Below are 19,750 nucleotides of genomic sequence, written 5' to 3'. Positions count from 1 at the left end.
TGATCAGTTCATGTAAGCAAATCATTCCCTCTTGGTCCCAATCCGATAACTCCCATAAATGAAAGTAATATTCTTTTCTACTCTTATATACAATTCCCTGGACTTCTTTATACAATTCTTTAAACATAACGTCCCCCTTTCTAGATACAGTTTAACAGATTCAGAAACACTTTTGTCCCATTTCCCCCATTCTGTTCCCTACACCGTCTAAACTGCACAAAAAAGAGAGGACATGCCTCTCTTTGGGTTATAATTCTGCAATTTGGTTTAGGTTTACTTCTGCAACTGTGTCATTACCAAACATAGAGATAATCATCTTCACTTTATTGTTATCAATCTCTGTAATCTTACCAGTATAGTCTGCAAAAGCACCATCAATGATACGTACAGTTTGACCAACTTCAACATCGATATCAAACTCTTGTACAGTTTGTCCCATAGAAACCAAGATATCACGGATTTCTTGTTCCAATAATGGAGTTGGTTTTGATCTATTTCCGTGAGATCCGACGAATCCTGTAACGTTTGGTGTGTTTCGAACAACAAACCAAGCTTCATCTGTCATCACCATTTCTACAAGAACATAACCTGGAAAGCGATTTTCTTCTACTTCTTTTCTCTTTCCATTTTTTTCAACTTGCACTGTTTGTGTTGGAATTTCAACACGTAAAATATTATCCAACATATTGTAGGTTTGTGCACGTTGTAATAGATTTTCTTTTACCTTATTTTCATAACCAGAATAAGTTTGTAAAACAAACCACCCTTTGTCAAAACTATCCATGATACTTCCTTTCATAATAGAAGATTTCTAGCGTGAATAACTCCACAGGTCTTCTAAAAAATGTTAATAAATCGAATCAAACCTGAAACAATCAACTTGTCAAAAATATAAATAATCACAACAAAGAAAGCAGTGTATTCCATGATAGAACGAAAATCTCTCCAGCTTTCCTTGCGAGTTGGCCATGTTGTGTCTTTAAGAAGTCTAAAAATATCTCCAATAAAACGCATCGCTCTCTCCTATCTCGTTTCTCTGTGTGTAGTGTACTTACCACAATGTTTACAAAATTTATTTACTTCTAGTCGTGTTGGCTTGGGGTTTCCGCTGATCTTGATTGAATAGTTTCTCGAACCACAAACCGCACAAGCTAGGCTTGCTTTTTTTAGTGCCATAACGCCTCCATCTTATCTATTATAACAAGAAAGCTAGGCTTTGACAAGCATCTTAACGAAATAGATTGACTACCGAATCCCATATCGTTTGAGCCTTTTCCTTAATTTTAGCATCCGAGATAGCACGGCTAGCCTCATCTACCAGATTTTGTGCACGACTTCTAATATCAGAAAGGCTATTATCCGCCTGATTTTCTTCATTACTCTGTACTTGATTTCTTGTATTGGCTGGTGCAATTCCATTTTGCTTATACGCATTTTCAACTGTAAAGGTACTTCCTGGCGTATAAGGTAAAATGGTATTGGCAATGTTTCTAAAGACATGGGCTGCACCGTTTGAAGTAGATCCTGCTAGATAGTGATTTTCATCAGTGGTAGGGAAACCAAGCCAGTGACTAATCACTACATCCGGAGTATAACCAATTACCCACTGGTCACTTGTGTATTCAGGATTGAAAACAGCTTCAGTTGTTCCAGTTTTTCCTGCCATGACATAATCTGCAGGAGATGAACTAATACCGGTACCGTTGGTGAATGTCCCCAACATCATACTGGTCATCTTATCAGCTACAGACTTATCAATCACCCGTTTTTGTGAATTTTTATGGCTCGCAATGACCTGACCACTAGCATTTTCAATTCTACTAATAAAATGAGCTTCCGGCATTAAACCTTCATTTGCAAAGGCAGCATATGCTTGAGCCATTTGCAGAGGGTTGGTTTCAACACCGCTTCCCAAGGCGACGCCAAGAACACGGTCGACCTTTTCCATGTTGAGTCCGAATTTTTCGCCTGCCTCAAAAGCCTTATCAACGCCCAAATCATTAACAGTGGCAACAGCAGGCAGATTAAGCGATTCTGCCAAGGCTTGATACATAGGAACTTCTCGACTCGTTTTGATCCCGGCATAGTTATCAACCTTATAGCTGTCATACTGCATAGTATGGTTATCCAACTGCTTATTCAAAGCCCAGCCAGCTTCAACTGCAGGCGTATAAACAACTAAAGGCTTAATTGTAGAACCAGGGCTACGTTTTGATTGAGTTGCATAGTTGAAATTCCGGAATCCAGTTTTATCATTGCCAGCAACCTGACCGACAACTCCACGAACTCCACCTGTTTTCGGTTCGAGAGCCACACTTCCTGATTGAGCAAATGTTCCATCCTCTGCCCTCGGAAATAGCGATGTATTTTCATAGACAACCTGCATATTTGCTTGATAGTTTTGGTCCAGCTCTGTATAAATGCGGTAGCCATTATTGACAATTTCTTCCTCTGTTAGATTATACTTGGAAACAGCTTCATTAACCACCGCATCAAAGTAAGAAGGATAGCGATAATCTGAGATTTTTCCTTCATACTTATCGTGCAATTGCGAAGTCATATCAACTTCTGCAGCTTCGGTTTCTTGGTTTTTATCAATGTAACCCGCTGCAAGCATATTCTGCAAAACAGTATCGCGACGATTGGTAGAATCTTCTACAGAATTCAAAGGATTATACAGTTCCGGCCCCTTTAGCATTCCTGCCAGAGTCGCAGCTTGATCCAAACTCACTTCTGACGCAGAAACTCCAAAATATTTCTTACTCGCATCTTCTACACCCCACACACCATTTCCAAAATAAGCGTTGTTAAGGTACATGGTTAGAATTTGATCCTTACTATATTTTTTTGTTAATTCTAAAGCAAGGAAAAATTCTTTCGCTTTTCTCTCAACAGTTTGATCCTGCGACAGATAGGCATTTTTAGCCAGCTGTTGGGTAATAGTAGAACCACCACCTGAACGACCAGCAGTGACAATAGCCAAGAAGAAACGACCATAGTTAATCCCGTCATTTTTATAGAAAGAACGGTCTTCTGTCGCAATAACGGCATTCTGCAAATTTTTACTGATATCAGTCAGTTCAACATAGGTTCCTTTTTGACCAGATAAGGCACCAGCCTCCTTTTCTTCACGGTCAAAAATAAGAGTTCGAGTTTTCAAGGCATTTTGCAAATCATTGACATTGGTTGACTTGGCTACAGCAAACAAATAGGTTCCAACTAGCAAGCCTGCACTCAAACCTAGTATAAGGACAATCTTTGTTAGATGATAGCGACGCCAGAATTTTCGAATTGAACCCACTTGGGCTAATTTTTTTCTATCACTGCGAGAACGACGCAAGCTAGTAGACCCAGAATCCTCTGATTCACTTGTTTCTTTTTTAAAAAGAGAAAGAAATTTCTCGAATAATTTATCTAATTTCATGCGTTTATTTTATCATCTTCATCATAGGAAGACAAGAATTTAGCTATTTCCTATCAAAATAGGGCTTTTTTTGTTACAATATCTGTATGCAATTCACATTTACATTACCAGACTCTCTACCTCAAATGACGGTAAAGCAATTACTTGAGGAACAACTCCTCATTCCTAGAAAAATCCGGCATTTTTTGAGAATCAAGAAACATATTTTAATTAATCAGCGAGAAGTTCGCTGGAACGAGATGGTAAATCCTGGAGATATTTGCCAGTTAACGTTTGACAAGGAAGATTATCCCGAAAAAGAAATCCCTTGGGGCAATCCTAACCTCGTTCAAGAGGTTTATCAAGATCAACACTTGATTATTGTCAACAAACCAGAGGGGATGAAAACGCATGGTAATCAGCCAAACGAAATCGCCCTTCTTAACCATGTCAGTGCCTATGTTGGCCAAACCTGCTATGTCGTTCATCGTCTGGACATGGAAACCAGTGGTTTGGTTCTCTTTGCCAAAAATCCTTTTATCCTGCCTATTCTCAATCGCTTACTGGAGAAAAAAGAGATTTCTAGGGAATATTGGGCACAGGTCGACGGACATATCAACAGCAAAGAACTTGTTTTCAAAGACAAAATTGGACGTGATCGCCATGATCGCAGAAAGCGAATAGTTGATACAAAAAATGGACAATATGCTGAAACACATGTAAGCAGATTAAAGCAATTCCCAAACAAAACTTCCTTGGTTCGTTGCAAACTAAAGACAGGGCGAACCCATCAAATTCGTGTGCACCTTTCGCATCATAACTTCCCTATTTTAGGCGACCCTCTCTATAATAGTAAATCAAAAACAAGTCGGCTTATGCTCCACGCCTTTCGACTGTCCTTTACCCATCCGCTTACTCTAGAGAAATTAAGCTTCACTACCCTATCAGATACTTTTGAAAAAGAGTTAAAAAAGAATGGATGATAGCGTCATCCATTTTTAAATATTTAAAAAGCAAGACCAGAGGCCTTGCTTTTTATCGACTCATGAATTATTTAGCGATTTTTGCGAAGTATTCAAGAGTACGAACAAGTTGTGCAGTGTATGACATTTCGTTGTCGTACCATGATACAACTTTAACCAATTGTTTACCGTCAACGTCAAGAACTTTAGTTTGAGTTGCGTCAAACAATGAACCGTAAGACATACCTAGGATATCTGAAGATACGATTGGATCTTCAGTGTATCCGTATGATTCGTTTGAAGCTGCTTTCATAGCTGCGTTCACTTCGTCAACAGTAACGTTCTTTTCAAGAACTGCTACCAACTCAGTTACAGAACCTGCTGGAACAGGAACACGTTGAGCAGCTCCGTCCAATTTACCGTTCAATTCTGGGATTACAAGACCGATAGCTTTTGCAGCACCAGTTGAGTTAGGAACGATGTTTACAGCACCAGCGCGAGCACGGCGAAGGTCACCACCACGGTGTGGTCCGTCAAGAATCATTTGGTCACCAGTGTAAGCGTGGATAGTAGTCATCAATCCTTCAACAACACCAAAGTTGTCTTGAAGAGCTTTAGCCATTGGAGCCAAGCAGTTTGTAGTACATGAAGCACCTGAGATAACTGTTTCAGTACCGTCAAGAACGTCGTGGTTAGTGTTGAATACAACTGTTTTAACGTCGTTTCCACCAGGAGCAGTGATAACAACTTTTTTAGCTCCACCAGCGTGCAAGTGTTTTTCAGCAGCTGCTTTCTTAGCAAAGAAACCAGTAGCTTCAAGAACGATTTCTACACCGTCGTTAGCCCAGTCGATTTGTTCTGGATCACGTTCAGCAGAAACTTTGATGAATTTACCGTTAACTTCAAATCCACCTTCTTTAACTTCAACAGTACCGTCGAAACGACCTTGAGTTGTGTCGTATTTCAACAAGTGTGCAAGCATAACTGGATCTGTAAGGTCGTTGATACGAGTAACTTCAACACCTTCTACGTTTTGGATACGACGGAAAGCAAGACGACCGATACGTCCGAAACCGTTAATACCAACTTTAACTACCATTAGTGATTTCCTCCTTATGAAAATCATGAAATTTTTATTGTGAAAAGAGTAACTTGAATCACTACAAATCACCTTTCAACAAACCTATTATATAACTATTTGAGTTGAATTGCAAGTACGGGCGTTGTTTTTTGTCTATACCCCACTTATTTTTCTTTCTCCTTCAAAAGCCTATACTGCTGTCTTTCTTTGTCTACCTAGTCATTTCCCACTTTCCTTTTCAAATGAAAAGTAAAAAATAGAAAAGCTAAAAATTATTTTCAACACTCCAATTCCACAAGAAAAGAGACAGGGAATTCCTGCCTCTAGGCTGATAACAATTATTTACGGCGTCCTGGTCTTTCTTTGTAACCATAGTAAGAATCTTCGATGATTTCTTGCATATGGTCAACCATTGGAAGACGTGGGTTTGCAGGTGAACATTGGTCTTCATAAGCAAGGAAGGCCAATTCACGTGAATGTTCTTTCCATTCTTTTTCGTCAACACCTTGTGCTTTGAAGTTCATTTGGATACCTACGCGCTCACCGAGTTCGTAAACAGCTTTTGCAAAAGATTCAACCCCTTCTTCTGGTGTAGAAGCTGGAAGTCCAAGCATACGAGCGATATCTTGATATTTCTCGTCTGCACGGTAGTAGTTGTACTTAGGCCATGTAGCTGTCTTAGCTGGGCGAGTACCGTTGTAACGGATAACGTATGGAAGCAAGATTGCATTTGTACGACCGTGGATTGTGTGGAATTGCGCACCAATCTTATGGGCCATTGAGTGAGAAATACCTAGGAAGGCATTGGCAAAGGCCATACCAGCGATTGTTGAAGCGTTATGCATTTTCTCACGTGAGTGGAAGTCTGCATTCTTAACTGAGCTTTCAAGGTTTTCGAATACAAGTTTGATGGCTTGAAGTGCAAGACCGTCAGTGTAGTCGCTAGCCATTTGTGATACGTAAGCTTCAGTCGCATGGGTCAATACGTCCATACCAGTGTCCGCAGCAACAAATCCAGGAACTGTCAATACCAAAGCAGGGTCTACGATTGCCACAGTTGGTGTCAATGAGTAGTCAGCGATTGGGTATTTGCGGTTGTTTGCTTTATCAGAGATAACGGCAAATGGTGTTACTTCAGATCCTGTACCAGATGTTGTTGGGATTGCGATGAATTTAGTCTTCTTACCAAGTAATGGGAATTTGAAGGCACGTTTACGGATATCCATGAATTTTTGAACAAGGTCACGGAAGTCCACTTCTGGTTGTTCGTAGAAGAGCCACATTACTTTAGCAGCATCCATTGGAGATCCACCACCAAGAGCAATGATTGTATCTGGTTTGAAGGCACGCATAATCTCAGTACCACGGTTTACAGTTGTGATATCTGGATCTGGTTCTACATCAGCAAAGATTTGGTAAACAACCTTATTGCGACGAAGATCAAGTTGCTCGATGATACGATCAAGGAAACCAAGCTCTACCATGGCATGGTCAGTAACGATCATGACACGTTCAACGTCACGACATTTTTGAAGGTATTGAATTGAATCACGTTCAAAGTATGTTTTTGAAGGAAGTTTCATCCATTGCATGTTATTTCTCCGTCTTCCGACTTTTTTGATATTCAAGAGGTTAATGGCACTAACGTTATCCCCAACTGAGTTGCGTCCGTAAGAACCACATCCGAGTGTCAATGATGGCAAGAAGGCATTGTAAACATCCCCGATACCACCGAAAGTAGAAGGTGAGTTACAGATAACACGAATAGCTTTAACAGCTTTACCAAATTCTTTAGTTAATTCTTCGTCAGCTGTGTGGATAGCTGCTGAGTGTCCAAGACCGTTAAATTCAACCATTTGACGAGCTTTGGCAATACCATCTTCACGGCTTTCAGATTTCAAAACTGCGATAACTGGTGATAATTTTTCACGGGTCAAAGGCTCGCTTTCACCAACTTCTTTACATTCTGCAGCAAGAATATTTGTTCCTTCTGGAACTGTAAATCCTGCTTGCTCTGCAATCCAAGTTGCTGGTTTACCAACGATGTCAGCGTTCAATTTCGCACCAGCACAGTTTTTGCTATTTGCTTTCACGCCGAAGCAGAATTCTTCAAGAAGAGCTTTTTCTTTTTTGTTTACAAAGTAAGTGTGGTAAGATTTGAACTCTGCTACAAATTCATCGTAAATTTCTTTGTCAATGATAACCGCTTGCTCTGAGGCACAAACCATACCGTTATCAAATGATTTAGACATAACGATATCGTGTGCTGCTTGACGGATGTTTGCTGATTTTTCAACATAAGCTGGAACGTTTCCGGCACCTACCCCAAGAGCTGGTTTACCACATGAGTATGCGGCTTTAACCATGGCATTACCACCTGTTGCAAGGATTGTCGCAACACCTTCGTGGTTCATAAGGGCACTAGTTGCTTCCATAGATGGTTCAGTGATCCACTGTACGCAGTTTTCAGGAGCTCCTGCTTTAATCGCAGCATCACGAACGATTTGAGCTGCGTGAGCTGATGATTCTTGAGCTGATGGGTGGAAGGCAAAAACGATTGGATTACGTGTCTTCAATGAAATCAATGATTTGAAGATTGCTGTTGATGTTGGGTTTGTTGTTGGAGTGATACCACAGACAACACCAACTGGTTCAGCAATAAGAGTCAAACCTGTTACATCGTCTTCTTCGATAACGCCAACTGTCTTAGTGTGGCGCATGTTGTTTACTACGTGTTCACAAGCAAACAAGTTCTTAGTTGCTTTGTCTTCAAATACACCACGTCCTGTTTCTTCAAAGGCATGTAGAGCCAATTCTCCGTGGGCATCCAAAGCTGCCACTGACGCTTTAGCTACGATGTAGTCAACCTGCTCTTGGTCGAGTTTACGCATTTCCTCAAGAGCAACTAAAGCTTTTTGCACCAAGCCATCGACATGCTTTTCAGCAGCGAGTTTCTTTTCTTCTGGTGTCACAGTTTTTTTATCAGCCATATTTTCCTCCATAGCTTTCAAGGATCGATACCCTTTGTTAATTTTTTCACAAGTTTATTATAACGCATTATTTCAACTTTGTAAACAGTTTCATAAACATTTCACAAAGAATTTTTTACTATTTGTGAAATTTTTCTCATTTTCTTTACTTATCAAGTTTTTTCTTTAGAGTTTGTGAAATTAATTTCCAATATTTTTTATTTCACAAGCTTTATTGGAAGAGGAGCTTGGAAAGAGATAGATTTTCTAGTAAGCGCTTACTTTTAGATGCTAACAATACCTCCTTTGATAAGGAGGCTTTATTTTTGTTGAAAAACGCCTTGTTTAAAAGTCCCTTCATAAACGACTTCTTGTTCTGTTGTTAGTTTTCCTTTTCCTTCAGCCTGACCATTTACAAAATCACCTTCGTAGGTCCAGCCTTCTTTAGATTGAAAGGTGCCTTTTCCGTTAAATGCTCCATTGTTGAAACCACCTGTATATTGGTCTCCATTTTGGAAAGTAATGGTACCTTGTCCATTCATTTTACCACGCACAAGACTGCCGTCGTAAACAATCGTTCCATTATCAAGCTTTAGAACACCTTTCCCGGGAATATTTAGAAAAAAGACGAGCACAGCACAAAAGACAATGGTAACTACTGCCAAAAGCTCTAAACGTGGACGAGTCAGATAGACACGATACTTTTCGTAAAAATTCTTAAGATTTTCCATCTTCACTCTCCTTCTCTAAACGTTCTAACCATGCTTGACAACCCTCTTGAACACGCTGATAGGTTTCCTCAAAATCTCCTGTATACCAAGGATCTGGAACGCTTTCAGATGCAAATGAGTAAATCTTATCTTGACAGTCTACTGGACACATCTGATGTAAGTCAGAAACATTTGAAGCATCCATTCCGATAATATAATCAAAGGCTTCAAAATCTTCCTTACTAATCTGAAGCGATGTTTTGGTTTTGTCGTAAGGAATCTCATACTGTTGAAAAATCCCTTGAGTTCCCCTATGAATCGGATTGCCATGTTCCCAAGAAGAAGTCGCTCGACTTTGGATTTCATAATTATCTGTCATTGATTTCATAACAAACTCGGCCATAGGACTACGGCAAATATTCCCCAGACAGACAAAGACTAGTTTTTTCATCCCATTTCCTTTCTTTTATAGAAAAACGGGAGTTAGTAATCCCGTCTTATTTTTCAATTGCACCTTCAAGTGAAGCTGTTTCTTTCAGCGGTAGTACTGTCTTGATAGCAGCTAGTTCAAAAGTCAAGTAAACTCCATCTACATCAAGAACAATCGTTCTCTTCTCCGTATCTACTTCATCAACTGTTCCGTAAAGTCCACCGATTGTAATCACTTCATAGCCTTTTTGCAGTTTATTTAAGCTTTCCATACGTTTTTGTGCTTGTTTCTTTTGAGAGCGTTGCATAAAGAACATCAAGGCAAACATCGCTATAAGCATAATTAAAAATGTATAATTTGGATTCATTTTCTTCTCCTTTGTCTTTTACATAGGACTACTATATCAAATTTCAGCTACTTTTACAAGATTGTACCTTGCTTTTCTAACAAGAAAAACCAGAGCTTGCGCCCTGATTTTTAGGATTATTTCAAATTTTGAACGACTTTTACAAGATTTTCGACAGTAAAGCCATATTCTGCCAATACTTTTGGTGCTGGGGCAGAGGCTCCAAAGGTATCAATACCAAGAACAGCACCATCTAGTCCAACATATTTGTACCAGTTTTGAGTTGCACCCATTTCGACTGCAACACGACGGCGAACTGCATTTGGAAGAATTTCTTCCTTGTATGCTGCATCTTGTTTATCAAAGACATCTGTAGATGGCATGCTGACTACACGGATTTTTGCTCCTTGACTAGCCAATTCTTTAGCAGCTGAGACAGCTAGGTTAACCTCTGAACCTGTTGCAATCAAGATTGTATCAAAGTCTGCCGCATTTTCATAAACAACATAGGCACCTTTAGCAACCTTATCAAAGTCCGTCCCTTCTTCAACAGTCAAGTTTTGACGTGTCAAGACAAGGGCAGTTGGTGTTTTCTTACTTGTCACTGCAAGGTACCAAGCTGCTTGCGTTTCACGCGCATCTGCTGGACGGAAAACATTTAGATTTGGCATAGCACGAAGACCTGCTAAGTGTTCAACTGGCTCGTGCGTTGGGCCATCTTCCCCAACCGCGATTGAATCGTGGGTAAAGACATAAGTCACAGGAAGTCCTTGTAAGGCTGACAAGCGAACAGCTGCCTTCACATAGTCTGAGAAGACGAAGAAAGTTCCACCGTATACACGAAGACCACCATGAAGAGCCATCCCGTTCAAAATCGTTCCCATTGCAAATTCACGAACACCAAACTGAATGTTACGGTTCAAGCGATTGGCATCGTCTTGAAGTCCATCAGTCTTGATATAAGTCATGTTTGAGTGAGCAAGGTCAGCTGAACCTCCTAAGAAGGTTGGCAACTTAGCCGCTACAACGTTTAAGGCATCCTGACTCGAGTTACGAGTTGCTTGAGAGAAACCATTTTCTAATGCTGGGAAGTCTCCTGGAGTCACTTCAACTGGATCACGTCCGTCGATGATGGCTTCTACTTCTGCAGCCAATTCTGGGTGAGCTTCTTTATAATCAGCAACTAGCTTTGTCCAAGTTTGATAAGCTGATGCACCACGGTTTGCAACATGTTCTTTGAAATCAGCATATACTTGTTCTGGGATTTCAAATGGTTCGTAGTCCCAACCAAGCGCTTGGCGAGTTGCTGCAGTTTCATCTGCTCCAAGAGGGGCACCGTGTACGGCATTAGTTCCTTGTTTATTTGGAGAACCATATCCAATTACAGTCTTCACTTCAATCAAAGATGGCTTACCTGAAGCTTTAGCTGTTTCGATAGCAGCATGGATAGCTTCCAAGTCTGTTCCATCTTCAACCAAGGCAGTATGCCAACCATAGGCATTATAACGGTCACGAACACTTTCTGTAAAGGAATCCTTTGTCTCACCATCCAAGTTAATGTCATTTGAATCATAAAGAACAACCAACTTGTCTAGTTTTTGCAAACCTGCGTATGAAGCCGCCTCACTTGAGACACCTTCCATCAAGTCTCCGTCTCCACAGATAACGTAAGTATAGTGGTCAAAGATATTGTAGCCTTCGCGGTTATATTTGGCTGCCAAGAAACGTTCTGCCTGGGCAAAACCAGTGGCAGTTGAAATCCCTTGTCCTAGAGGACCTGTCGTAGCATCAATCCCTGCTGTATGGCCAAATTCTGGGTGACCTGGTGTTTTTGAACCCCATTGACGGAAGCTCTTGATCTCATCCATGCTGACATCTTCAAAACCAGAAAGGTGAAGAAGGGCATAAAGAAGCATTGAACCATGACCAGCTGAAAGAATAAAACGGTCGCGGTTAATCCAGTTTGGTTGAGCTGGATTGATACGAAGTTGTTTTGTAAAGAGGCTGTAAGCCATCGGAGCCGCTCCCATAACCACACCTGGGTGACCTGAGTTGGCTTTATTAATGGCGTCAATACCTAGGAAACGAATTGCATTAACAGATAGATTTGACATAGAATTTCCTTTCTATTTGAGGTGATTAGTGAATCACACATTCTATTTTACTATTATATGAAAAAATACATAGAATAGCAATTAAACAATTCGATGTAAATAAGTATTCTATTTGCTATCCTCTAGTCGCCTGATAGTAGGGAAGTAAGCGTTCATAAGCATCTTCTAATTTTTCTAAAATCACTTCTAATGATTGATTTTCAATAAAAGAAACATCTGCTTTAACTAACACTTTTCGGATTTCTTGACTGCCTACCTTCTCGACTAAGATCTGACGATTTTCTTCGTTCGCCTCCCACCGTTGACTTTGGCCATCAGAGTAGACTAGATAATAAATCCCTTCAACGGTTGGAATTTCTAAAACTTTGGCCTGCTTGCCTAGAGTTTGCTCATCTTTCTTGCGCTCGATGAAACTGACTTCTAAGGAAACACCAAAATCAGAGGGTACTCCATACAAACGAAGAGCCAACATAGGTTCTGTCACTTTCCCCTCACGCTGTAGATAAACCCAGAAGTGCGGTCGCAAGCGCTGCGCTTGGTTCATCCACTGGCTAGTCTGTTGGAGTTGCCATTTTGGATGGCTTGCTTGAAAGGCTTTGGCTAGCTCTGTAAAAGCCTTTCTGGCCTCTTGACCTTTGTGGCGGAATGCCAGCATCTTCTCTCGCTCTGCTCCCGCCTTATCAGGATTACGGTACTGCAAACCAGCAAAGTCTAAATAATCTCTTATCTTATTCAACATTAGTTTAATCTCCTCCAGCTAGCAAAAAATCAGGATAACCCTGATTTTACTTATTCTGTATCTACGACAACATAACGATTTGGCTCATCACCCTCAGAGTAACTAGTCACGCCATCCATACGTGAAATAATACGATGAATAATCTTGCGTTCACTATTTGACATAGGATCTGTTTGATGACTACGTCCTTCTTCTAAAACACGAGCCGCCAATTTTTGCGCATAGGTCTGCAAGACTTCTGCACGGTGTTCAACATAATCATTGACATTAATAGTAATGTAGAAGGTTCTTGAATAGCGGTTGTAAAGATAATTTTGAGCCAATAGTTGCAAGGCCTTCAAGACTTTGCCATGGTAACCAATAATACGACCTGGCTCGTTGGTGTCAATCTGTAGATTGATGCTACGACGGTTATAGTCATTTGAAATCGTCGCCTCAACGTCCATATCATCAATAATCGTTTGAACATAAGTCGTTACTTCCGTAGCTACTTGTTCAATATCAAAGCTCGGTTCCACCTTTAAGCCCAAATCTTCTAATTCTTGACTTTCAGTTTGTTCAGCTTGGCTCTCAACAATAGGAGTTTCTGCTTCTTCGAGGCCAGCTTCTTCAAGCTGTAATTCATTTAAAATCTCAATGTGCCCAGTTTCTTCTAAGATGGTGCTAGCATGTTTTTCATTTTTCAAGATTTCAGCCTTGACTTCATCAGAAACCCCTTGGCCTTCTTCTTCAATCTTTTTAATTGCTTCTACAACATGCCCCAAATCAACGGTTGCTTCACTGACCGTTTTGACCGGTTCATTTTGTTCATTGATTTCTTTAGGAACACCCTTAACAGCTTGTTGATTTGCTTTAATGACAGTTGTTTCACTAATAGCTTCAATGTCAACTTGAGCTGGTTTTTTACCAAATAAACCAAGAAATCCTTTTTTCTCGCGAGAAATGACTTTGATATGAGCCTTCATCCTTGGAATATTTAATTCTTCCAATCCTTTCTGGATTGCTTCTTCAACAGTTGAACCCGTAAATACTACCATTACCAGATTCCTCCTTATTATTTCATTTTCTGAGCCTTTTTCTTGGCTTTTCTTTTTCTATTTTCCAAATCTTTTTGTGCCTGAACTACCGCCTCGCGCTCTGCAATAATCTTGAATGGATTGTTCAAGAAATAGGTTTGCAAGACTTGATAAGCATTGGACACTGCCCAGTAGAGAGCGACTCCGCTCGGAGCATAAACCCCAAAGATAAAGATTAAGACTGGAATACCATACATCATCGTAGTCGTAGCGCCATTACGCTCAGACAAGGCTTTATTAGACAGCCAAGTACTTAAAAAGGTAAATACAGCTGCTAAAATCGGAAGAACAAGGGTTGTATCCACACCACCAAGGTTAATCCATAAGAAATGACCTGTCTTTAAAAAGTCAACTCTTGATAGAGCTTGGAACAAGGCCAAGATAACCGGCATCTGAATCAAAATTGGCCAAAGAGAATCTGACTGTCTGACACCCATTTCTTTAAAGACTTTACGCATTTCTTGCTCTAGCTTGGTTCTGCTTTCCATATCTCGACCCGGATATTGTTCTCGAAGCGCCTTAATACGTGGTTGAGCTTCCTGCATTTTTCTAGAAGCCACCATTTGCACTTGAAAGACTGGCAAGAGAACTGTACGAATCAAGACCGTAAAGAGAATAATCCCCACTCCGATGCTGATATCAAACGATAAAAAGCGAATAATTTCCGCAAAGAAGTAAACAAATTTACTCCAAAAATCAGCCGAATTGGCTGTAATATCGCTAGTTGTCCCATTAGTCGCACAGGCTGTCATGATCAATAGAGACAGTCCTAGCAAACTAGTCAACTGTAGTTTCTTTTTCACTCCCATTTCCTTCCTGGTAAATCTTTGATAATTTTAATACGTGGAGTAGATTTTTCTCCATCTCTGCGTATTCCAAGGTTTCGACTCCTTTTCGAGCAATGACAACAAAGTCGACATCTTCTACCAGACTCCCTTTTGCATTCTGGATAATATGCCGAATCCGTCGCTTAATTTGATTTCTAATGACGGCATTCCCCAGTTTTTTGCTAACTGATAGACCTACTCGAAAATGGTTTTTCTGATTTTCTAGTTGGTAGACAACAAACTTGCGATTGGCAAAACTTGTCCCCTCCTTGAAAATCGCCTTAAAATCTTTCTCTCTTTTTACACGAAAGTTTTTCTTCAAAACTCAACTCCATCTATTAAATTACTACTATTATACCATATTTTTCAAAAAAGCCAATCATAGCAAGGTTTTGGACAATTTCACCATAAAAAGAAGTTGGAAAAATCTCTTTCCCAACTCCTTGTACGGAATATTTTTACTAGTTTTACTTATTTTTTCAAGCGTTCAACGTCACGGGCAATAACTAGCTCTTCATCTGTTGGAATAACCAATACACGGATCTTCGCTGCCTCTGTTGAGATGTCTCCTGTCACACCAAAGACGTTCTTTTCTGGGTCAACATCACAACCAAACCAAGAGATACCTGAGATAACATCTTCACGCACATTTGCAGCATTTTCACCAATACCTGCTGTGAAGATAATAGCATCTGCTCCATTTAAGACTGCAAGGTATTGACCGATATGTTTTTGGATACGGTCAACATACATTTCATAAGCCAAAGTGGCATCGTGGTCCCCTTCTTCCATAGCAGCAATCACATCACGCATATCACTAGACTTGCCTGAAACACCCATTAGTCCTGATTCACGATTAAGGACATGACTAATGTCTTCAGGAGTATTAAAGTCCTCTGTATATTGCATTAAGTAAGGAATGATAGCTGGGTCAATATCCCCTGTACGAGTTCCCATCATCACACCACCAAGTGGAGTGAATCCCATTGAAGTATCGACAGATTGACCACCCTTAACAGCTGTAATAGAAGCACCATTACCGATGTGGCAAGTAATCAATTTCAAGTCCTCTAATGGACGGCCCAAGAGTTTTGCTGCTTCTCCTGCTACAAACTGGTGACTTGTACCGTGGGCACCATATTTACGCACCTTGTTTTCTGTGTAATATTTTGTTGGTAGAGGGTAGCGATAAGCTTTCTCTGGCATAGTTGTGTGGAATGAAGTATCAAAAACAACTACACTGGTAATGTCTGGCAGCAATTCCTTGAAGGCACGAACACCTGCTGCATTGGCTGGATTGTGGAGAGGAGCCAACAAACTCAACTCTTCAACTTTTTCTAAAACATCTCCCTCAACAACTGTTGATTCTTTGAAATATTCTCCACCTGCAACAACACGGTGTCCAACACCTGTAATCTCGTCATAAGCCTTGATAATATCGAAACGAATCAAGTCATCCAATAAAATTTTAACGGCTTGTGTATGATTTTCGATATCCAAAATTTGTTGTTCAGAACGGCCGTCAAATTTTACAGTTGAAATTGAATCTTTCAAACCGATACGTTCAATCAAACCTTTCGCCAATACTTTTTCTTCTGGCATTAAGTATAATTGCCATTTCAAACTTGAACTTCCTGCATTGATTGCAATTGTTTTTGTCATAACATGATACCCCTTTTTAAGCGTTTTCATCTATTATAACAAAATCTATTTTATATTTCAGTACCTTGAGTCCATTTTTGAAAATTTTCTTTAAATTTCATTAAAACACTTGCATCTTGTAAGCTAGCAAGCGGATAAACAAAAGGATCTACTGCTGTTTCACTTTTCTTCTGTAGGATAAAAATGGTCTTAGATTGTTTGGCATTGGCAAAGAGATTTTCAGGCAAACTAATCATGGCAGTCAGACTTGCCTCCTCTTTCAACCAACCTTTCAACAAGTCACTTTGAGGACTGGTCAACAAATCACTCGGAGCTAGAAAAATAGCGTAGCCATCTGATTTGAGGTACTTAAGCCCTTGTTCCATGAGCAAGTGATGGGCATAGGTATTTTCTTGACTAGAAGCAACTTGATGGCGCGACGCAACGGCATCATCAGGATAATAGCCGACAGGTAAGTCGCTGATGACCACGTCGCTTTCTTTGAGCATTTGTGGACGAACAGCATCTCCTTGGACAAAGCCAGCCTGCAAACCAATTACATCTGCCATGCTTGCTGCCAAATCAATCAGCAAATCATCCACTTCCATTCCCAAGTAATCCACCTTTTTATCAAGCGAGGTCAAGAAAGTAGCGCCTAGAATTCCCATCCCAGAACCCATTTCGAGGATAGTGATTTCCTTCTCTGTAAACAACTCTTCCACAATAAACACCAAAAGTAAGGCAATAGCATCTGGTGTAAACTGGTGATTAGCCTGTAGGGGTTCTGTTTGCCCAGCCTTCATCAAGAGAAACTGGTAGGTCTTGAGCCATTCTTCTCTGCGTAGTGCTAAACGCTTAAGGGCCTGATTGTTCTCCTTGACCTGCTCTAATTCAGTCTCACCATCCAAATAGATGCTGTTTTGCTCCACCAGGGCGTCATAAAAGTTGGTCGCCAAATCACTTTGAATGACTTGGACATTCTCTAGTAAATACGTATAAGCTTGTTCAATTTTTTCAAAATCCATATTCCTATCTTATCAAATTTCCCTTCTTTTTTCCATCCTTATAGAAAAATCACTCCCTGACTAGGCGAGTGATTTTTGGGCTACTGTTAAAAAGAGTTCTGAGTAATTTCCTTGAAACAGGTCTTCAGCGCTATAGAGGATCTGACTATACACAGATGAAAAACCAAACTGGGCTAGCTTGTTTTCCAGTTCAGGCAATTCAAATCCATGATGGTTAGCTTCTGTCTTGGTAAAATCAGCAATGAGGAGTTGTCCATCTTCCTTCAAATGTTGATGAAACAGTGAAAGAGCCGCATCCACATCAGGCATATGGTGAAGAACCCGACAAACAACAATGAGATCAAACTCTTGCTCCAAGGTTTTTTCCAGTAAATCTTGCTCCAAAAACTGGATATTCTTGATGTCTTGCTGTTCCGCTTTCAAGCGAGCTTGCTCCAGCATTTTCTCCGAAATATCCACCAATGTTACAGACTTGGCCTGTTTGGCCAGAGGTAAGGATAATAGGCCCGTCCCTCCACCGAAATCCAAAATTTCTTTGTCTGATAGAAGATCAATCTGTTTCTCGACTGCTTGACAAACCAAGTTTGCAAGGAAAATATTTTTAGGGGAATCGAAAGTTTCTGCTTTGTGGTTAAAATCATGTTTCATGCTTTTAGTTTAGCACAAAGTAGTTGAATTGACTAGGAATTCTCTTTCTTTTCAACCTTCCCTTCTGATTTTTTCTTCTCTGCTTGATTACTTGAATCAGTCACTACCTTTTCCTTTTTATCCGTTTTCTCTTCTTTGATTTTGACGGAAGGAAAGATGAACTCATATTTGCTCTTAGGTGTGCGAACCCTTGTCACCAAGTTTGTTTTCTTATTTTGATAGCTCACCTGACCCAGATTAAAGGCCTGTTCCCCACTTTCTTGCTCAACCTTATCTTTGGTTCGCTTGGCCATAGCAAAAGCAATTAGCTTTTCTTTATTTAAAGCATAGTCTTGATAGTGGGCGACTTGTCTGTTCAAGTAAAATTGTAACAAAAGACTAAAGATGGCTGCCACAGTGACTGCATAGATGAGAACACCCGCCTTAACTTTTTGCTTTTTCCACACGATAGATGAACTCCCTTTCTAAGCCTTTTTGGAATTGAAAACGAAAGCGAACCACTTGATTATCCTCTGTAATCTGAGCTGATTTGAGCCCATAAACCATAGGCTGATAACCCCGTCCACTGGCATCGGTTTTCCGAAAATCATCTGATTTAGACTTACCTATCGCAATTTCCTTGCCATCCTGCTTCATATAAATGCGATTGCCTTCCACTTTTTCAAACTGCGAACGGTCTAATTCTGCCTCTAGCTGATCCACAAACAAGAGCCACTCCTTTTGCTCGCTTTGTTGCTGGTAGCGAACTTCTGAAATGAGGAGCTGACTCATGGCTTGAAAGAGGAGTAAACTTCCACTGATGACAATGAGGGCAATCAGGGATTCTAACAAGGTAAAAGCCTTGACCTTATGGCTCTTTGATAGCCAACAACTGTTCTGAACCATGGTAGACCTCCAATCCCTTTTCACTAGAAAACACCTGAATCTCAACTCCGTTTATCTTTACCTGATTTTGACCTGTCTGCAAGGCCATCTTAGCTACCCTCAAGACTTCTTCCTTTTGTAAGATTTTTGCTTCTTCTTGCCTATTTTTCTTAATTTGTCCCAAAAGGAGAGTCGCGATGCTGGCAAAGATAGCTAGAGAAACTACTGCTTCCAGTAAAATCACTGCCCTAATTTTTTGCTTCCTTAATGCGTTTAATTTTTCCATTTCCTAGATATAATTGATAACGAATCGCTCCTTTACTGGTCTGAAATTCAACCTTAGCTAGGGACGAATTACCCCCAGTTCGGTCAAATGTGATACTTTGTCCTGATGGTGCTTGAATTCCTTTAGGAACTGTCAACTTTTGACTGCCATTGCTAATCGTCTGCCCATCTAAGTTTAGACTAGCCTTTTGCTGACTGGCTACACTACGTTTTTGTGTTTCCCGATAGAGTTCTTCAAACTCCATAAAGAAAATCTGCTCCTCTACCGCCGCAAAAGTGGACTGGACAGAGTCGGACAAGCCCAAGGCAAGGATACTCACAAGACCCAAAACTAATAGACTTTCCAGCATGGTAAAGGCCTTAATCATTGACTTTACGATTTGCTCCTCCGTTTTTAGTATAGTATTCATTATAGGCTTTAGCCTGTTCAGGAGTAATACGCCCATCTGCTTGTAACTTGCTTAGGCTAGCATCTTCATTTTTATCCAAGCTATAAAGCTCTGCCTGGCTTTCTACCACCTTAACAACAGCAGCTTTTCCTTTGTCGTTGACTGCTTCTTTTTGCTTGGTCAGATTAGGTACAAAGAGTAATAGAAGCACACTGATGATGAGCAAGACCACCAACATCTC

At 40.4% G+C, this 19,750-nt stretch carries 23 protein-coding genes and 1 pseudogene; 1 reads left to right on the top strand and 23 read right to left on the bottom strand.

The annotated features are described in order from the left end of the window. From ADH52_RS04555 to pbp2a, 5 genes and pseudogenes are all read right to left on the bottom strand, one after another. Positions 1 to 127, bottom strand: a pseudogene (locus ADH52_RS04555) (sigma-70 family RNA polymerase sigma factor); the annotation flags it as partial. A gap of 120 nt (positions 128 to 247) precedes the next feature. Then, entirely contained in the window at positions 248 to 784 is a 537-nt protein-coding gene (gene nusG / locus ADH52_RS04550; RefSeq protein ID WP_000376740.1) for a transcription termination/antitermination protein NusG, read from the bottom strand. A gap of 53 nt (positions 785 to 837) precedes the next feature. After that, positions 838 to 1,014, bottom strand: coding sequence for a preprotein translocase subunit SecE (gene secE, locus ADH52_RS04545; RefSeq protein ID WP_001210990.1), 177 nt, complete (start codon positions 1,012 to 1,014; stop codon positions 838 to 840). Between the two features lie 9 nt (positions 1,015 to 1,023). Beyond that, the gene (rpmG, locus tag ADH52_RS04540; protein WP_001809375.1) at positions 1,024 to 1,176 is read right to left on the bottom strand and encodes a 50S ribosomal protein L33; all 153 of its coding nucleotides are present in this window, start codon (positions 1,174 to 1,176) and stop codon (positions 1,024 to 1,026) included. 52 nt (positions 1,177 to 1,228) lie between these two features. Further along, on the bottom strand, positions 1,229 to 3,424 hold the full coding sequence (gene pbp2a, locus ADH52_RS04535; protein WP_049510358.1) for a penicillin-binding protein PBP2A: 2,196 nt from the start codon (positions 3,422 to 3,424) through the stop codon (positions 1,229 to 1,231). 86 nt (positions 3,425 to 3,510) lie between these two features. Between pbp2a and ADH52_RS04530 the strand changes: the two genes are divergently transcribed. Further along, a complete protein-coding gene (locus tag ADH52_RS04530) occupies positions 3,511 to 4,386 on the top strand; it encodes an RluA family pseudouridine synthase (protein ID WP_004238891.1) in 876 nt (291 codons plus the stop codon). 67 nt (positions 4,387 to 4,453) lie between these two features. Here ADH52_RS04530 and gap read toward each other — a convergent pair whose 3' ends face one another. From gap to comGC, 18 genes are all read right to left on the bottom strand, one after another. Further along, on the bottom strand, positions 4,454 to 5,464 hold the full coding sequence (gene gap / locus ADH52_RS04525; protein ID WP_000260662.1) for a type I glyceraldehyde-3-phosphate dehydrogenase: 1,011 nt from the start codon (positions 5,462 to 5,464) through the stop codon (positions 4,454 to 4,456). Between the two features lie 320 nt (positions 5,465 to 5,784). Next, positions 5,785 to 8,436: a bifunctional acetaldehyde-CoA/alcohol dehydrogenase gene (gene adhE, locus ADH52_RS04520; RefSeq protein ID WP_049510355.1), complete on the bottom strand. Its 2,652-nt coding sequence runs from the start codon at positions 8,434 to 8,436 to the stop codon at positions 5,785 to 5,787. A gap of 299 nt (positions 8,437 to 8,735) precedes the next feature. Beyond that, positions 8,736 to 9,146: an MORN repeat-containing protein gene (locus ADH52_RS04515; RefSeq protein WP_020902388.1), complete on the bottom strand. Its 411-nt coding sequence runs from the start codon at positions 9,144 to 9,146 to the stop codon at positions 8,736 to 8,738. Then, positions 9,133 to 9,576: a low molecular weight protein-tyrosine-phosphatase gene (locus tag ADH52_RS04510; protein WP_049510352.1), complete on the bottom strand. Its 444-nt coding sequence runs from the start codon at positions 9,574 to 9,576 to the stop codon at positions 9,133 to 9,135. Before ADH52_RS04510 ends, ADH52_RS04515 begins: the two co-directional genes overlap by 14 nt. A 46-nt stretch (positions 9,577 to 9,622) precedes the next feature. Continuing rightward, complete coding sequence (gene yajC / locus ADH52_RS04505) at positions 9,623 to 9,922, bottom strand: preprotein translocase subunit YajC (protein WP_049510351.1); 300 nt, start codon at positions 9,920 to 9,922, stop codon at positions 9,623 to 9,625. 116 nt (positions 9,923 to 10,038) lie between these two features. Next, complete coding sequence (gene tkt / locus ADH52_RS04500; RefSeq protein WP_049510349.1) at positions 10,039 to 12,015, bottom strand: transketolase; 1,977 nt, start codon at positions 12,013 to 12,015, stop codon at positions 10,039 to 10,041. 115 nt (positions 12,016 to 12,130) lie between these two features. Then, on the bottom strand, positions 12,131 to 12,754 hold the full coding sequence (locus tag ADH52_RS04495) for a hypothetical protein (protein WP_049486623.1): 624 nt from the start codon (positions 12,752 to 12,754) through the stop codon (positions 12,131 to 12,133). 50 nt (positions 12,755 to 12,804) lie between these two features. Next, a complete protein-coding gene (gene jag, locus ADH52_RS04490) occupies positions 12,805 to 13,791 on the bottom strand; it encodes an RNA-binding cell elongation regulator Jag/EloR (protein ID WP_049510347.1) in 987 nt (328 codons plus the stop codon). A 17-nt stretch (positions 13,792 to 13,808) separates the two neighbouring features. Next, a complete protein-coding gene (locus tag ADH52_RS04485; protein WP_204372709.1) occupies positions 13,809 to 14,633 on the bottom strand; it encodes a membrane protein insertase YidC in 825 nt (274 codons plus the stop codon). Beyond that, the gene (rnpA, locus tag ADH52_RS04480) at positions 14,608 to 14,979 is read right to left on the bottom strand and encodes a ribonuclease P protein component (protein WP_049486620.1); all 372 of its coding nucleotides are present in this window, start codon (positions 14,977 to 14,979) and stop codon (positions 14,608 to 14,610) included. The genes ADH52_RS04485 and rnpA overlap by 26 nt, the downstream gene beginning before the upstream one ends. A gap of 149 nt (positions 14,980 to 15,128) precedes the next feature. Then, on the bottom strand, positions 15,129 to 16,319 hold the full coding sequence (locus tag ADH52_RS04475; RefSeq protein ID WP_033681099.1) for an acetate kinase: 1,191 nt from the start codon (positions 16,317 to 16,319) through the stop codon (positions 15,129 to 15,131). 50 nt (positions 16,320 to 16,369) lie between these two features. Beyond that, a complete protein-coding gene (locus ADH52_RS04470; RefSeq protein WP_049510342.1) occupies positions 16,370 to 17,323 on the bottom strand; it encodes a class I SAM-dependent methyltransferase in 954 nt (317 codons plus the stop codon). A 60-nt stretch (positions 17,324 to 17,383) separates the two neighbouring features. Continuing rightward, complete coding sequence (locus ADH52_RS04465) at positions 17,384 to 17,971, bottom strand: class I SAM-dependent methyltransferase (protein ID WP_049510340.1); 588 nt, start codon at positions 17,969 to 17,971, stop codon at positions 17,384 to 17,386. Positions 17,972 to 18,003: 32 nt separating this feature from the next. Then, on the bottom strand, positions 18,004 to 18,417 hold the full coding sequence (gene comGG, locus ADH52_RS04460) for a competence type IV pilus minor pilin ComGG (protein WP_049510338.1): 414 nt from the start codon (positions 18,415 to 18,417) through the stop codon (positions 18,004 to 18,006). After that, positions 18,395 to 18,856 (bottom strand): competence type IV pilus minor pilin ComGF, encoded by a 462-nt coding sequence (comGF, locus tag ADH52_RS04455; protein WP_049510336.1) that lies wholly within the window; start codon positions 18,854 to 18,856, stop codon positions 18,395 to 18,397. The genes comGG and comGF overlap by 23 nt, the downstream gene beginning before the upstream one ends. Next, positions 18,819 to 19,121, bottom strand: a complete 303-nt coding sequence (gene comGE, locus ADH52_RS04450; protein WP_275043171.1) for a competence type IV pilus minor pilin ComGE — start codon at positions 19,119 to 19,121, stop codon at positions 18,819 to 18,821. The genes comGF and comGE overlap by 38 nt, the downstream gene beginning before the upstream one ends. After that, the gene (gene comGD, locus ADH52_RS04445; protein WP_049492493.1) at positions 19,084 to 19,488 is read right to left on the bottom strand and encodes a competence type IV pilus minor pilin ComGD; all 405 of its coding nucleotides are present in this window, start codon (positions 19,486 to 19,488) and stop codon (positions 19,084 to 19,086) included. Before comGD ends, comGE begins: the two co-directional genes overlap by 38 nt. Further along, positions 19,481 to 19,750, bottom strand: a 270-nt coding sequence (comGC, locus tag ADH52_RS04440; RefSeq protein ID WP_065427273.1) for a competence type IV pilus major pilin ComGC, incomplete at its 5' end; no start/stop codon positions are given. The genes comGC and comGD, both read right to left, overlap by 8 nt.

This window comes from Streptococcus pseudopneumoniae (assembly GCF_001072665.1).
Taxonomy (GTDB): Bacteria; Bacillota; Bacilli; order Lactobacillales; family Streptococcaceae; genus Streptococcus; species Streptococcus pseudopneumoniae_S.
The sequence above is the reverse complement of the archived record's forward strand: the minus strand, read 5'-3'. Positions and strand labels throughout refer to the sequence as shown.